This window comes from Paenibacillus sp. JT31N17 (assembly GCF_056269255.1).
The window spans coordinates 749,902-765,328 of sequence record NZ_JBWDNP010000001.1 but is presented as its reverse complement, the minus strand read 5'-3'; the positions used below and the strand labels follow the sequence as shown (position 1 = coordinate 765,328).

Genomic DNA, 15,427 nt, shown 5'->3' with positions numbered 1-15,427 from the left:
AAGCGAAAAAGGCCGGGTGTCGAATTGATCGACACCCGGCCTTTCCTTGTTAATTATTTACAATGCGGATATCATCGACGTATGGATCATAATAGCCGCCTGTAACGGTTGAAGCATAGAATCCTATGCCCTTGACCCGATTCCACTGGAAAGGCATGGATGTCGGCAGGCCTGTCGCGCTGTCATAGTAAACGCCCATATCCGGAAATGCGGAGAACGGAATCGTCACTTCCACCCATTTGTTGCCGTAATCGGCTGCTGTCAAATAATTGGAAAGCGGCACCCTGCTCTCCACCAGCTTCCCGTTATTGTCGCTTGTAAGCTCAACCGACAAGCTTTCGACTTTTCGCTTCGTGTACACCCAGAAATGAATTCCCGCTGTATTTTCGAGCGATGTATAGTCCATGAGAACCGATTTGGAAGCCGAATTTGTAAAATTAATGCCGACAAGCGAAGGATCGAAGCCTGCCGTAAATTTCAATCTCAGCGACTTGGTTCCTTCCGCCGGGGTAAATACGGTGCTGCTGTCGATCGCGTATCCCGAATTCATCGAATATCCGCCTTGGGCGGTCCCCAGAACGCCGGAGATGAGAAAGCTGTCGTCAAACACCGGACGGATCAGATCGCCGGGTTGAACGGAGGATTGACGGGTTGGCAGGCTTCCGATCGGCGCGTATTCCAGCTCGATTTCATGCCAGGCGTCGGCTGGAAGGTTCAGCTCTCCCGGTGTCGTCATGGCCAGCTGCTCATAGCCTGTCTCGCCCCGCGGACGCGTCCGTTTGATATACCAGGCCTTGGTGCCGGTAGACGCTTTAAGCTGCTTCAGCTTGATTTGCGGGCCGGTAATTTCATTATTCGCCGCATCCAGAGCTGTTCTGCTGACGATCAGCTTCTGGGCATCCGGGAAATCGTTCCCGTCGTTCGAAACCATGATCACCGTGGCGGACCCGCTGCTGCCTGTAATTTGCAGCCGGTTTAACAGCGCGGGGGGCTGGCTGTCCAGCAATCCGCTGAACGCTTCCGCCTGCGGCGCAGCGATAGTCAGCTGTTTGCGCTGCGTATTCTTGACGATTTGCCCCGTATCGGAAACAAGCGGGTTCGCAGGAGCAGTTGTCATATAAGGAGCCGTGGGCTGAGAGGCTGGAACAGGGCCAAAGGTCCGCCGGAAGCTGTTTATATTTTGCCATCCCGGCTTGATGGAATATTTGGGCGTCATCAGCGAATTATAGTCTGTCGCCCCCGTCGGATCATCCACATAAATCGTCTTTGGATTTGTGCTTTTTGCAGTCAAGCCCTGCTTGAACAGGATGCCCGATGTGCGCAGATGATCCAGATTCATGCCGTCCGATTGCATTTCGCCGACCATATCGCCAAGGACATTGGGCTGGCGCTCCTCCCACATCGACCATCCGTCCTTGCCGAGCATGCGGTCGCCGTGCTCCCATGCGAACCAATCGACGCCGCTCCAATCGTTAAACGATCCGTATGCACTGGCAGCCAGTAAAAGCATGCTCCGGTACGGCGCATTGACAGGCAGGCTGGCTGCCGCTTCCTGCTGGTTGATTTCACCGATAAAAAACGGCTTGCCTGCTATTGTGGATTTGGTAAATGAATTGAATACATCGTCGAAATCCTTCACAATCAGCGGGTTGACATAATTGTGGTCCTCAATCAAATCCGATACGCCGGCCTGCATCTTCTGAAAGCTTTCTCCCCGCCACAGATTGGAGAAGATCATCGGCTTCTGGACATTCAAGCCTGTCACATAGCTTTTGATCCGGTTAAAATAATTCTGATCGAGCTCCCGCAGGAAATCGCCGCGTGCAAGCTTCTGCGCTGTCGCCGTCGGGGCATAAAAGTCGCATGGCGCAACGCCGTGAGCCGCGGTATAAGCCGCCCACTTCGTATTCAGAATCGTTTTCCAGTATGAAACGGCCGGAAACGCCGTACTCTCGAACTTGTTGCCGGCAGTGACGCCGTATTCCGATGAGGTCTCATTCATCGTCTCCAGATAAAGCACCTGCGGATCGCTGCCATAAGCAATGCCCGTATAGGGATTGACATGCGTCAGCAAATTCCCCGCAAACTCCTCCATGAGCCGCGCCGCACGCTCGTCAATCATCGGAAGAAGGCGCACCAGATCGACGTTGCTCGGCATCTTGTTCAGAGCATCCATGGCCGCCATCCAATCCGTACGGTCCTGGGAGGTGGTTTGCATAATGTCCACATCGCCTGGCAGATACTTTCTGGATGAATCCAGGCTCAGCTGAATATAGATGCCGCGGGCGCGCAGCTGCGCATTAAGATAATCGAACCGGTCCCAGGCTTCCAGGTTCGGGTCACGCGTATTCGTGGTATACGTCGTCAGGGCGCCGATTTTGGAAATCGGGTTCCAGTCCAGACTGTTTCTCATCAGATGATGAAGCCGGACGACGTTAATTCCGAGGGAATCCAGATTGGCCGCCAGATGGTCCGCCTGTTCGTGGGTCGGGTAGGTCGATACCAGATTCATCCCCCAGAAGCGTACCGGATCTCCGGCATCTGTCACCATATGCTCCCCTTGAACAGTGACCGGCTTGATAGTCGAGGTAATAAAACGGATATTATCGACGCTGGGGTCATAGTACCCGCTCGCAGTCGTATCCGCGAAGAAATTCAATCCCCGTACTTGGCTCCAGTCAAACGCTGCGGAGGTGGACAGATGGGTAACGGGATCATAATAAAAGCCGGTATCGGAAAAGTCCTGGAACGGGATGACGATCCGCGTCCATTTGTCCGCATAGTCGCCGCTCTTCAAATATTTTGAAACCGGAAGCCGCGTTTCGATCAGATTCCCGCTGCTGTCGCTGACGAGTCCGACCGAGAAGCCCGGCACCCTGGGAGACGCTTTCGGGTTCACCCAGAACTCCAGCCCCCCGGTGATTTTCATTTGCGGCGTTACAGCGAATGTGTCCGCCGTTGAATCAGGCTTGATAAACCGTAAGCCGACAATATCGCGGTCAAAGCCCGCAGTAAATTTCAAGCGCAGAGCATATGGCGCACTGTGAAACGTCGTTGTGCTGTTCGACACCGACTGGGCATTCTCGAAGCCGGCTGCAGCCGTCAAATAAAATAAATCGTTGCCCGCCTGCGTGCTGTAAATATCCCGCAGCGTGTCAGACGGACCATCGGCATGCGACGGCTGTACATCCAGTAAGCCGAGTGCACTTAAGAACAGAACGACAGCCGCGCCGATCCACGCTAACCTGATACGTTTTCGCTTTTTCATTAAACTTCCTCCCATTTCTTTTAGAATCGAATACCTCACTGCCCTGCCCCATGCCAATCCGGTAATCCGCTTCATCGCCTCCTTTCAGAAAAAAACGGGCAAGTTGTTGTCTATCTTAACCCCGGTTTTTGCGGGCAAGAGACCACTCCACTCTCAACTTTGTCAAGTGACCAAGCCTCCCCGTCACAAGCTTTATTGTATCCGCTTACAACAAAGGGTAAATAAAATAATCTACGGCGACATTTCATTTTCTATCGGCTATCGGGCAAAAGCAGCCAGGCCGGGTGTATTTAAACCACATGCTCTGGAAGATCCGGGTTTCTCCTGCACAATCCGACGAAAAATTAAACAATCCCGCTTTTTCTACCATGCAGGCTGTATTATTTATTATGATAGGAAGAGAACATCCAAGGAGAATAAACATGCCCCTACTAAACTTGAAATGGCTCAAGAAGCTGCAGATTACGCCCAAGGTGTTTCTTATCACATTCGTTTGCTTCGAGTCTCTCATTTTGCTGCTGGGCTATTCCTATCACAAATATTCCTCAGCCATCCTCGTCGATTCACAAATGAACTATGCCGTGCAGATGGTGCAAAAAGCGGACAGCTACCTGGAAATGAATATGCAGCATATCCGCACCAACCTGCTTACAATCGCCCACGATACCAGGTTTGCCGAAGCGCAGTACGAGCAAATCAATCAATGGCTGAACGGCAATCTGATCCATTTCATTCCGAACGTAAGCAATATTCACGTCATGTCCGGCCGGGAGGTCCAGGCCAGCACATCGCTAAACAGCTGGGAGCTGCCTAAAAATGCGTATTTAATGAAACAGCTTGAACAGATGACGGAATTCAACCGCATCTACTGGATCGGGCCGTACTTCTCCAACGTCTCCCGGCATACGCTGACTGCTGCGCTGGCCATTCCTTCCGCCGCAGGAAATCATGATATCCTCATGTTCGACGTCGATCTGGACAGCCTGTACCAGGCGCTGCTTCCAACCGACACCCCGTCCGCGAGCGGCGAGCTGGTACTGCTGGACAGCCAGCGCAGCCCGGTCTTCGGCAGGAAGCCGTACATGCAGTATGATTACCGGGCGCACAGCTTCGCGCTGAGCGGCATCGATCCGGCTTTGTTCCAGCAGGATTGGATTCAGACCGAGACGGAGGATGCGGCAGAACGGGAGATTATTATTACTCGTGGACTGAACGACATTACCGGCTGGCAAATTGTCTGGATCATGAACAAAAGCGATCTGCTGAAGCCCCTCGATTATTCCGTCCGGCTCTCCTGGTGGCTGGCGCTTGCTTCCCTGCTGCTCTCGACTGCTCTTTCGTTTTTCATCTCCAGCTTCATCAGCCGTCCGATCCGCAGGATCGCCGCCTCGATCAACGAGGTAAGCTCTGGCAACCTTAACGCCGAGGTGCGCTTGAACCGCCAGGACGAGATCGGGTTTCTGGCCATGCATTTCAATAAAATGACCAATAAAATCGGCGATCTCATCGATGAATTGAAGGAAACGGAGGAACAGAAGAAACAATCCGATTTCAAGGCGCTGCATATGCAAATTAAACCGCATTTCCTGTACAATACGTTGAACACGATCAGCATGATGGGCAGGCAGGGAAAGTCCGAGCAGATGGACCGGATGATCTCTGCTTTGACGAATCAATTGCATTATACGCTTGATGCGTCTCCGGCTCCTGTCACCTTGCGGGAAGAATTGAATGCGGCCCGGAACTACGTCCAGCTTATGAAAAGCCGCTATCCCGGCCAATTCGAATTCGACATGGATATCGATCCGCTGTCGCTTGACCGGCAATTGCCCAAATTCATTTTGCAGCCCCTCGTTGAAAATGCCATCTTCCACGGCCTCGTTCCAAATAAAAGTGAAGGCCTGCTGTTTATCAGCACCTCCCTTGAGGACCATTATTGGGAGCTGCTCATCGAGGATGACGGCGTTGGCATGAACGTACAATCGCTGAACGAGCTGACGGCCCGCATACACTACCGCGGGCGTGAGGAACAGACGGGCGAACATATCGGTCTGACCAATGTACATGAGCGGCTTCGGCTAATGTTCGGGGCAGAATACCGCATTGAAATAAACAGCGAGGAGCACCGGGGGACCCGTATCACCATCAAATTGCCGAACGGCCCTTAGCAGCATACCCATTTGATATGAAAAAGGAGAGGCTCCTGCATGAAACGAATCATTCTTGTCGACGATGAGCCAATCGCAAGACAGCACGTGAGGGAAAGCTTTCCATGGACGGATTGGGGCTATGAAATCGTTGGAGAAGCCGGGAACGGGGCCGAGGCGCTTGAATTATGCGGCGGCCTGAAGCCCGATATGGCACTAATCGATATCACGATGCCTGTCATGGACGGTCTCACGCTGCTTGACCATATGGCCGCTTCGTTCCCGGATACAAAATGCATCATCCTCACTGCGCACCGGGATTTCTCCTATGCGCAAAGAGCCGTACAGAAGGGAGCCTTCGGTTATATATTGAAGTCGCCGATCGATCCGGCTGAGACGATGGCTGCATTGGAGCGCGCCTCCATGGAACTGGAGAAGGAGCGCAGATGGGTTGTCGCATTGGACCGCGAAAGGCGGCTGGTCGAGTCGAGCCGGTACCCGCTGCGCAGACATTTTTTCCAGCAGCTGCTCACCTCCGTGCTGACCCAGGAGCAGGAAATTATCCAGCGCAGCAGCGCGATCGGAATTTCGCTTGCGGCCGATCATTTCCTGATGATTGTGTGCCAGGCCGATCCGCTGCCCCTGTTTGTCGCCAAATATCCCGAGAACGACCAGTCGCTTGTAGAATACAGCATGCTGGAGATTGTGCGCGAATCGCTGCTTCCGCTGCTGCCCGGGCAGTTCGAAATCATTCCCGCCTTTTTCGGCCGCTTCGTTATCCTGATTACCTTTACCGGTCCAGTGACAAGCCAGGATTATTACAAGCAGCTGTGCCGGCAGATCGAGATCCGGCTGGAGGAGCCGCTGTCGAATTATTTGAAGCTGCAGCTTGCAAGTGCCGCCAGTCCGCCTTTCAGAGAGCTGCACAAGCTGAAAGCCGTCTATCAGAAGACCGCCAGGCTGATTATCTACCGGTTCTATCACGAACGTCCGCGCATCATTCATGCGGAGGATTGTTTCCCGTTTCAGCCTTTGTCACGCGAAGACGCCGTATGGCTGAACGGGCTGGCCGCACAAACCGCGTCCGATCCGAATCCGAAAACGCTCCAGCGGTTTCTGAATAAAGCGAAAACCTTTTTTCTGCAGATGAAGCAGCAGCCGGGCGATGTTACCGATTGGCTTACAGAGCTGAAGACGATTTTTGTGAATGACAGCCATCTTCCGCCATGGCCGGACTTCCGGGAAGCGGGCAGCTTATTCGACGCCATCCAGAGGCTTGACGGCTGGTTTCAGCGGATGCTGCGCATCCAGAGCAGCAAGCTCTCCATTCGTCCCGAGATTGCCCGCGCCATGCAGTACATTCATCTGCATCTGCAGGATGAATTGTCGCTGGACACAATTGCGCGTGAGGTGGAGCTCAGCCCATCCCACCTCGGCCATCTGTTCAAGAAGGAGGTCGGCACTTCGGTGATCGATTATGTGCTGGAGCAGCGGATCGAATTAGCCAAGAGATATCTGGAAGAAGCCCGGTTCCGCAATTACGAATTGGCAGAGAAGGTCGGCTTCCGCCATTATTCCTATTTTTCCACCATGTTCAAGAAAATGACAGGAATGGGACCGAATGAATACCGGCGCTCGGTGAAAACCTCCATCCTCCCCCCTGCATACGACAAAGAGAAAGGGTGACTCCCGTCACCCTTTCTCCCTCTTCAAGCGATTTATTGGCCGCTGTCCGTGCTTTTGATAAATTCATTCATCTCCTTCACATAGTCCCCGCCGCCGTTGTCATACCATCCGGCAAGCAGCTTATCGAATTCATCGACCGGCGTTTGGCCAAGGACAATCTTCATGATCGTCTGATCCCAAACTTTTTTGTAATCCATATAATCCGGCTTCTTCGCTGCCTCCGGCGTGAAATCCAGATTTTTGGACAATACGACAGATTCGACCGATTTGTTCAGCCAAGGCGTGCTCATGTCGATAATGTCCTGAGGCGTCGTGAGCGAGAAGTAGATTTCCGTGTCGCCCGCGCGACGCATCGTATTGCGCCGGATCGGCGCTTCTTCCTTGTCTTCAGCCGCTGTCAGCTTGTCACCCTGCTTGTTGTAGTCAACGCCCTCGTAACCGATCAGCATCGTCGGATAGACATCATCCTTTAAATAATAGTTCAGCACATCGATTACCTTTTGCGGATTTTTCGCATTTTTGGTCAATCCCCAGAAGCCCCACAGGCCTACTCCGTATCCGGCTCCTCCTACTTTGCCGTCTTTCTCGTTCTTCACGAACAAATAGGTGATGTCCGCATCCGGATTAACCTTCTTGAGATCGCCTGCATGCCATTCATAATGACCGGCGAAGCCGGACATTACACCTGTAATACCCCGGATGAACCGCTCCCGCGCCGTTGTTGAATTATTGACGGCGGAATCCGGATCGAGCAGTCCGTCCTTGTTCAGCTGCGCGGTATAAGCCAGCGATTTCTTGTAGGCGTCGCTGCTGCGGTCGTACATCGCGTCCATATATTCGAAATCGCCTCCCTCCGACTTCTGCCAGCCAATCTCGCCAAACTGGCTCGTCAGAATAGGCTGCAGCACCTTGTTCGGATCGGCGAACGCCGCATAACCATACGTATCGTCCTTGCCGTTGCCATCGGGATCGTTCTTCGTGAATTTCGTCAAAATTTCCGTAAACTGGTCAATTGTAATTTCCGAATTGTCAGGAATGGCAAAGCCGATATTTTTTAGCCAATCCTTGCGCACCCAATATGCGTCATTACGGATTACCGTCGTTCTTGGAATGCCGTAAATCTTCTCGTCCTGCTGCACTTTGAGCGCATTCCAGGACACATCGTAGGTATATTTCATCAGGCTTTCCTCATTTTTAATGTAATCGTTCACAGGCACGATCAGGCCGTCCCGGACTGCATTAAGGAAGCTTTGATCATTGGCGGCCGGGAAATAGACCAGATCCGGGTAATCTCCGGACGCCAGCATAAGCTGCACCCTTTCCTGGTATCCGGTAACCGGCGGGATATCAAATTCCAGCTCCACATTCAGATCCTTCTGAACCTGCTCCACCCATTTCTTGTCCGTAGCCGACAGGTTTGCCTGCTCATGATTCGCCATGATTTTGATCTTGACCGGCTCCTCCTTGCCGCTTCCCGTTTCCGTCGGGCCGCTGCTTCCCGAAGTGCCGCCTTCATTCGTTCCGTTCCCGCCTTTTCCGTTGCCGCTTCCGCTGCAGGCCGCCGTAAACAGGAGTACCGCCGCGATGAGCGCAAGCAGTGTTCCCCTCATGGTCTTGTTCATTTTCATTACCCCTCTCCTGATTGAAAAAAATATATAAGAACACTCCTGTCGGAGTCATTCTAACCCTTCACGGATCCGAGCATAATGCCTTTGACGAAATATTTTTGCACAAAGGGATAGACGCACAGAATCGGAATCATGACCACCATCAGCGTTGCATATTTGAGCGTTTCCGGCACGACCGCGTTCCGCCCGGCCTCTGCCATATTCCCGCCCCCGGAAATCTCCTGCATCCGCGTTCCTTCGATAATTTCACGCAGGAAAAGCATCAGGGGCCAATTCTCCACACTCCGTATATAAATAATGCCGTTAAAAAAATTGTTCCAGTAGCCGACCGCGGCAAACAGGCATAATGTGGCAATAATCGGCTTGGACAGCGGGACAACAATCCGGAACAGAATGTACGGATCGGACGCGCCGTCGATTCTGGCCGCCTCCTCCAGCTCCTCGGGCAGGCTTTCCATGAAGTTTTTCATCAGAATAAGACTGAAGCCCGACAGCAGCAGCGGCAGAATGAGCGCCAGCAGCGTATCGATCAACCCAAGCTCCCGGAACAGGTAGAAGTTCGGGATAATCCCGCCGTTGAACAGCATGGTGAAGATAACGATCAGCAGAAATGCATTGCGGCCCTTCAGATGCTTTTTCGATAAGGGATAAGCCGTAATGATATACAGAAGCATCCCGAGCGCCACGCCGCTGATCGTAACAATAATGGTGTTCATATAGCTGCTCAGCAGGATTGGATGCGACAATATTTGTTCGTATGCGGAGAAATTAAGCTGATGCGGCCAGACCATCATCGGATTCTCGACAAAGGCGTTGTAAGAGCTGAGCGAAACAGCTGCCACATTAACGAAGGGATACAGCATGATAATGCAAACCATAACCAGCAGCGTATAATTTGCGCCATCGAACCATTCAAGACGTCTGAGTCTGTGCATTGAATTCCCACCTACCATATCTGATTTCCGAATATTCGCGCGATCCGGTTCGCAATGATGATCAGCACAAATCCGACCAGTGATTTGAACAAGCCGACCGCAGCCGCAAACGACAATCTGCCGTCGATCAGGCCGATCCGGTACGTATAGGTTTCGAAGACATCGGCCACATCGTACGTCAGCGGATTATACAGCAGGAAGACCTGCTCGAACCCATTGTCGAGAATATTGCCGATCCGCAAAATAAGCAGCACGATAATCGTGGTCACAATGCCCGGCAGCGTGATGAACCGGATCTGCTGCAGCCGGCCTGCGCCATCCATCCTGGCCGATTCGTACAGCGTCGGATCGATTCCCGTCATGGCCGCCAAGTATATGATTGTGCCCCAGCCGATCCCTTTCCACACCTCCGCCGAAATGATGATCGAACGAAAATAAGCAGGGTCCAGCAGAAAGTTGACCGGTTCCATATCCAATGACTTGATCACGTAATTGACCATCCCGGTCGATGGGGACAGGAAGTTGACGATCATCCCCGCGAGTACGACCCAGGAGATGAAATGCGGCAGGTACATGATCGTCTGGGATACGCGCTTGAACACCATACCCCTGACTTCGTTCAGCATAACCGCCAGAATGATCGGCGCGGGAAATTCCCAGAGCAGCTGGTACACGCTGAGCAGCAGCGAGTTCCGCAGCACTTTATAGAAGTCTTTGGCCTGGAATAAATATTCGAAATGCCCGAATCCGACCCAGGGACTGTCCCAAATCCCTCTGACGAGGCTTAATTCCTTGAAAGCAATGACAATGCCAAGCATAGGCACGTATTTGAATACCAGCAAATATAAAAAACCGGGGATCAGAAATATGTACAGCCATTTATTGCGAATCATATACTTCTTCAGTGAATCCCGCCTGAGCGAGCGCGGCTTCTCCTTCATAACGCTTTCGACGCTTGCCTGCATGGGCCGCACCAGCCTTTCCATCTTTCTTAATCGTCCTCGAAGACAAGATCCGATGCCGTGTTGTCATCAAGCCTGTACCTTGTACGGACGTCTTCATAACGATTGCGCCGCAGCTTCACAAAAGCGCAGTCCGCCGGCCGATAACCCGTTCAGCACAAGAAACATGCTGCATATTTTTGACCGTTCAATACGCACGCCACGTACATATCGGCGCGCGCCGAATTGACATACATGTACGGGGGTATCCTGCTCCATCTTGCCTCCAAATGTCTGCGGTCAAACTTCATAATTCTGCTTTGCCGATGCTCTTTCCTGTGGCTACGTGCTCAGTATAAACGGTGCGGCAGACGCGGAGCCATTCATAATACGACGAAAAGTTTCGTTATACGGCGAAGCGGCAGGTTCATGTACTCCCTTCATGCTCCTATGTGCATACCTATATGTACCGATTACAAATGGCTATCTGCTATCCGCAGCCGCCTTTCCAGTCGTACCGCCCAAAGCAGAAACCAGACACAAGCACCCAGCCAAGGCAGTGGTTAAAGACTTCCTTGGCCATTTCCATTTTCCTTCCATCCTTTAGATGGAATACGAATCATGTTCACGACCCCGGGAGGTGGTCACTCTCGGCAATACGCTCACAGCAAATAAACCTTGGCGCGCATGGCGTCAAGGTTTACAATTGGCAACGCCATCAAGCGGCCTGCCAGGGCTGTTCATCATTCCAAATATACGCGAATACTCCTGAGGATAACTTCCGATGGCTCATTAACTTGAGCCACATAACGCAGCCGTTTCTATATCGAACATCTCATCAACACAAAAGGAATCTGATGCTCATCAGCGCCGCTTTCAAATAATTCTTCCTGCCGGAACCCGGCCTTCTCATAGGCTTTAATGGCTCGCTCGTTAAAAGCCACGACTACCAGCTGAAATTTCGAGGTTTCAAATTGTCTGCTCATAAATTGAACGCTTTGCGCAAGAAAATCGCTTCCGAGTCCCTTTCCGGTTCGATCGGGGCGTAAACCCAATCCGATATCAAGCCTGTCCGGATCATTATAAATCCCTGCCGCATACCCGCCCGGTACACGTGCGGAATGGCCGCAGCAAGCAAAACCAATCAATGGATTGAACGTATCCATGTCCTTTGCGCAAAAATAATCACCGTTCATTAATTCCCCTATGCATTCCTCACTTGCATCCATACTATAGATGGAGTACGGATGCGGATAGGTCCAGTCCGATATGATTTCAGCCGTCTGCCGGGTCATGGGAACAAAATTATACATGGATAATTACCGGGATAACAGAGATTTATAAAGTTTGATGACGCTCAAATGCATCCCCTCATGATACAGATTGAAGTTGAGAAATTGCTGCGGCGTTTCCAGGGTCATGCCGGAAGACGTCGTGTAAGGCGGAACAATCTTCTCGGACAGGCGGTCTCCCAACACCTCGCGAATCCGTTTCTGCTGCTCTTTCAGCAAAGCTTCCAGCTCGGGAAGTGTCGGAACGCTTGCGTCAGCCGGAGTGTTTAACGGTGAAGTGCCATATTCGAACTGCTCTTTGAACCCTTCGGGCAAATGCTGCGGAAGCCTCATGTGTTGAAAGGCGAACCGCTCCAGGACCACATAGATATGGCCCAAATTCCAGCGGATCGTATTCCGGAATCCTCCAGGAACCAGGTCTGCGGTCTCCTCCGTGACTCCCTCCATTAATTTCAAGGTTTGGCCCCGAACGAATGCCAGCTGGCTGAACAAGAAATTTTCCATCTTTATCACTCCTGATTTTTATTATTTTTATACAATTTATACCATATAATATTCAAATACATCATCTTCTCCTACTTATGCCAGTTACATTTCAGCAAAATGATTCTGAATCGCTCCTGCGGCATGAAGCTCTGCCCGACTGGCGTAAACTCACATAGTTAATGAATTCACCCACGAAATTAGCCTTCTCCTGACATATGATGCATAAACGAATGCCTTTAAAGCTGTTATGGATGGTTGAAGGAGGAGAACCGTGTCCCTGAGGAAAAAAAGGAAACCTTCAAGAAAACCAAAACCCGGCCGTGCAAGGAATAAGAAGATAAAGCGAAACGGATCAAGAAAGAAGAAAGCGGCGGTACGCAATCGGCTTCTCAAGAGAAGAAAGCCACGTCGGATGAGAAGGAATCGGGCTGGTAAGCCTGAGAGGAAAAAACTGCTGAACATCCTGTACATCGTCCATTCCTTTTATCCCGAATCCTATACAGGAACCGAAAAATTCGTCTTCAATATGGCCAGATCGATGCAAAGCAAGGGGCATCGTGTTAAAGTTGTCGCCTACAGTAAGGGTGCTCTGGAGAGCTACCCGCATGCTGTCGGTGAAGTGGTTTACCGGGAGTATGACCATGAAGGGATACCTGTTCTTGCTTATCGTCATAAGCATATGGACCCTGCCGATACTTTCGAGACCGGCAATCCGGATTTAACTTTATTCGCGAGAAAAATGATTGAAACGGAAAAGCCCGACCTTATTCATTTCGGACATCCGATGCGGGCAATGGAATTCATGCAAACCAGCGCGCTTCTCGGGATCAAATATGTGATCACCTTAACCGACTTTTGGTTCATATGTCCCAAGAGCACTTTGCTGCAAACGAGCAACGCGCTATGCCCGGGTCCCGAAATGGGCGAGAACTGCCGCATCCACTGCCTGCTTCCTGATGTTCAGCAGCGGCTTGGCACCCACATCCCGCTGCTGCGATCAGCCGGCAGAATTATCTCCCCCTCCGCATCCTTGGCCAGCCTGTTTCAAAACAGCTTGCCGGATCTTAACGTGGAGGTGCTGAATCATGGGATGAAATATGAAACCATCCGTGCCAATGAACGGGTATACCAGGCCGGCGACCCGCTTACTTTATTTTACGGTGGATCTCTCAGCCCCCATAAAGGCGTTCACCTGATTCTCGAAGCTATGTCCATGATTCCGACTGATCGGCTCAAATTGAAGATCTATGGATCCGGACCTTCAGATTATACCGAACTGCTTGAGCAGGCCGCTGCTGCGGACGACCGCGCCGCCTTATGCGGACTTTATTCGGAACAGGATATCCAGCAGCTCTATCAGGAAGTGGATATCGCCGTTGTTCCATCGATCTGGTATGAGAATTATCCGCTGGCCCTTCATGAAGCCCTTGCAAGCCGGGTACCGGCTCTGGTATCCGATATAGGAGGCATGGCTGAGAAAGTGAAGGACGGTATCAACGGCTTCACATTCCGTGTCGGGGATGCCGGCCACCTTGCTGAACGCATACTCGAAATACTGGATAACCCTTTGTTATTGAATGAATTTAAAGCCAATATGAAACAGGTTCAAATTCCTGCGATTGAACAGGAAGCTGAAGCATACGAACGCATCTATTATTCGCTTGTCCGCAGCATGGTTAAAACGAAGCGGCGTAAGAGATAACATCAATCAAAGCCTGCCGCTTCCGGAAGGCTTTGATTGATGGCTTGACCTGCTAGATGGCCCAGTTCCCGTTCCGGAAGATTGGCTCTCGGGCGCCATCCTGCGTCACACCGTCAATATTCATTGCCGGTGATCCGATCATGAAGTCTTCATGAGTCAGGCTTCTGTTCGCTCCATGAGCGAGAAGCTCCTCCGGCGACATGGCGGTGCCGCCATTGATGTTAACGGGATATGCCTGACCCAGCGCCAGATGGCAGGAGGCGTTCTCGTCAAACAACGTATTAAAGAAGATCACATTGGAATTGGAGATAGGTGAGTCATGAGGAACCAGAGCGATTTCACCCAAATGCCTTGCCCCTTCATCCGTGTTCAACAGATTGGACAGCGCCTCGTAACCCTGCTCAGCGGAATAATCGATGACTTTGCCGTCTTTGAAGGTTAAGGAAAAACCGTTGATCACCTGACCGTTGTAATTTAACGGCTTCGTGCTGCGAACAGTCCCGTTCACTCCATCCCTATGGGGCATCGTGAATACCTCTTCGGTCGGCATATTCGGGTTGAAGAAGACACCCTTCGCGTTCGCTTTGGAACCCCCGAGCCAGATATGGCCTTCCGGCAGATCAACGGTCAGGCTCGTTCCCGGCGCTTCGTACTGAAGCTGTCTGTAGCGCTTGCCGTTCAGCAATTCAACCATTTGAAGCAGCTTCGCATTATGCTCCTTCCACGCTTGAATCGGATCCTCCAAGTCGATGCGGGTAGCATCGATAATCAGTTTCCACAGCTTCTGAACGGCCTCTTCCGGCGTATTGTCCGGGAATACTTTGGCCGCCCATTCCGGTGTCGCATAGGAAATGAGCGACCAGGCATTGGTATGATTCATCAGAAAACCGCGGTAGCCGCTGAGAGCAGCAGATGCTGCCTTGGACGCTGCCGCGACCCGGGCCGGCTCTACATCATTCAGCAGGTTCGGATTCGGAGAGTAGATCTGGATGAACGCTGCGCCGTTCTCCGCGAATTCTTCCCAAGCCTTGGCGCGCCACATCGGATATTCCGTGAGAGCCTCCTCCGGCGCTTGCTTGTACTTAATGCGGGACAGCTCCTCATCGTTATATTCCACATGCACGTTTTTTGCTCCCGCATCATAAGCCTTAGATGCGATAAGACGTACAAGCGGAGCGGCGGTAATCGGCGCCATGACGACAACCGTCTGCCCCTGCTGAACATTGACGCCGACGCTGACCGCAAGCGCCGCGTATTTCTCTAATTGCTGTTGTGTAGGATACATATAAACCGATCCGCCTCCATTTTGATATTATGTAACTTTCTTTGCCTTGCCAGGATG

The 15,427-nt window shown here is 51.7% G+C and carries 10 protein-coding genes; 3 read left to right on the top strand and 7 right to left on the bottom strand.

What is annotated here, in order from left to right; genetic code table 11:
* Window positions 1-49: 49 nt before the first annotated feature.
* Window positions 50-3,268 (bottom strand): hypothetical protein, encoded by a 3,219-nt coding sequence (locus tag AC0YOB_RS03235; RefSeq protein WP_475791527.1) that lies wholly within the window; start codon window positions 3,266-3,268, stop codon window positions 50-52.
* 422 nt (window positions 3,269-3,690) lie between these two features.
* Between AC0YOB_RS03235 and AC0YOB_RS03230 the strand changes: the two genes are divergently transcribed.
* On the top strand, window positions 3,691-5,436 hold the full coding sequence (locus tag AC0YOB_RS03230) for a sensor histidine kinase (protein WP_475791526.1): 1,746 nt from the start codon (window positions 3,691-3,693) through the stop codon (window positions 5,434-5,436).
* A 39-nt stretch (window positions 5,437-5,475) separates the two neighbouring features.
* Entirely contained in the window at window positions 5,476-7,101 is a 1,626-nt protein-coding gene (locus AC0YOB_RS03225; protein ID WP_475791525.1) for a response regulator transcription factor, read from the top strand.
* 32 nt (window positions 7,102-7,133) lie between these two features.
* On the opposite strand, the gene AC0YOB_RS03220 is transcribed toward AC0YOB_RS03225, so the two are convergent.
* The 5 genes from AC0YOB_RS03220 to AC0YOB_RS03200 all read right to left on the bottom strand — a co-directional run bounded on the left by AC0YOB_RS03220 (window position 7,134) and on the right by AC0YOB_RS03200 (window position 12,401).
* Complete coding sequence (locus AC0YOB_RS03220; RefSeq protein WP_475791524.1) at window positions 7,134-8,729, bottom strand: extracellular solute-binding protein; 1,596 nt, start codon at window positions 8,727-8,729, stop codon at window positions 7,134-7,136.
* 53 nt (window positions 8,730-8,782) lie between these two features.
* Entirely contained in the window at window positions 8,783-9,664 is an 882-nt protein-coding gene (locus AC0YOB_RS03215) for a carbohydrate ABC transporter permease (protein ID WP_475791523.1), read from the bottom strand.
* A gap of 11 nt (window positions 9,665-9,675) precedes the next feature.
* Complete coding sequence (locus AC0YOB_RS03210) at window positions 9,676-10,650, bottom strand: ABC transporter permease (RefSeq protein ID WP_475791522.1); 975 nt, start codon at window positions 10,648-10,650, stop codon at window positions 9,676-9,678.
* Window positions 10,651-11,426: 776 nt separating this feature from the next.
* A complete protein-coding gene (locus tag AC0YOB_RS03205; protein ID WP_475791521.1) occupies window positions 11,427-11,918 on the bottom strand; it encodes a GNAT family N-acetyltransferase in 492 nt (163 codons plus the stop codon).
* Window positions 11,919-11,924: 6 nt separating this feature from the next.
* Window positions 11,925-12,401, bottom strand: coding sequence for a DinB family protein (locus tag AC0YOB_RS03200; RefSeq protein ID WP_475791520.1), 477 nt, complete (start codon window positions 12,399-12,401; stop codon window positions 11,925-11,927).
* Window positions 12,402-12,795: 394 nt separating this feature from the next.
* On the opposite strand from AC0YOB_RS03200, the gene AC0YOB_RS03195 reads away from it, so the two are divergent.
* Complete coding sequence (locus tag AC0YOB_RS03195) at window positions 12,796-14,085, top strand: glycosyltransferase (RefSeq protein ID WP_475791519.1); 1,290 nt, start codon at window positions 12,796-12,798, stop codon at window positions 14,083-14,085.
* A 52-nt stretch (window positions 14,086-14,137) separates the two neighbouring features.
* On the opposite strand, the gene AC0YOB_RS03190 is transcribed toward AC0YOB_RS03195, so the two are convergent.
* Window positions 14,138-15,370, bottom strand: coding sequence for an aminopeptidase (locus AC0YOB_RS03190; RefSeq protein WP_475791518.1), 1,233 nt, complete (start codon window positions 15,368-15,370; stop codon window positions 14,138-14,140).
* Between the last annotated feature and the right edge of the window lie 57 nt (window positions 15,371-15,427).

What these genes read in the sequence shown, in the direction of transcription:
- AC0YOB_RS03235 (WP_475791527.1), bottom strand. Translation starts at nt 3,268, where the DNA reads ATGAAAAAGCGAAAACGTATCAGGTTAGCGTGGATCGGCGCGGCTGTC.
- AC0YOB_RS03230 (WP_475791526.1), top strand. Translation starts at nt 3,691, where the DNA reads ATGCCCCTACTAAACTTGAAATGGCTCAAGAAGCTGCAGATTACGCCC.
- AC0YOB_RS03225 (WP_475791525.1), top strand. Translation starts at nt 5,476, where the DNA reads ATGAAACGAATCATTCTTGTCGACGATGAGCCAATCGCAAGACAGCAC.
- AC0YOB_RS03220 (WP_475791524.1), bottom strand. Translation starts at nt 8,729, where the DNA reads ATGAAAATGAACAAGACCATGAGGGGAACACTGCTTGCGCTCATCGCG.
- AC0YOB_RS03215 (WP_475791523.1), bottom strand. Translation starts at nt 9,664, where the DNA reads ATGCACAGACTCAGACGTCTTGAATGGTTCGATGGCGCAAATTATACG.
- AC0YOB_RS03210 (WP_475791522.1), bottom strand. Translation starts at nt 10,650, where the DNA reads ATGGAAAGGCTGGTGCGGCCCATGCAGGCAAGCGTCGAAAGCGTTATG.
- AC0YOB_RS03205 (WP_475791521.1), bottom strand. Translation starts at nt 11,918, where the DNA reads ATGTATAATTTTGTTCCCATGACCCGGCAGACGGCTGAAATCATATCG.
- AC0YOB_RS03200 (WP_475791520.1), bottom strand. Translation starts at nt 12,401, where the DNA reads ATGGAAAATTTCTTGTTCAGCCAGCTGGCATTCGTTCGGGGCCAAACC.
- AC0YOB_RS03195 (WP_475791519.1), top strand. Translation starts at nt 12,796, where the DNA reads ATGAGAAGGAATCGGGCTGGTAAGCCTGAGAGGAAAAAACTGCTGAAC.
- AC0YOB_RS03190 (WP_475791518.1), bottom strand. Translation starts at nt 15,370, where the DNA reads ATGTATCCTACACAACAGCAATTAGAGAAATACGCGGCGCTTGCGGTC.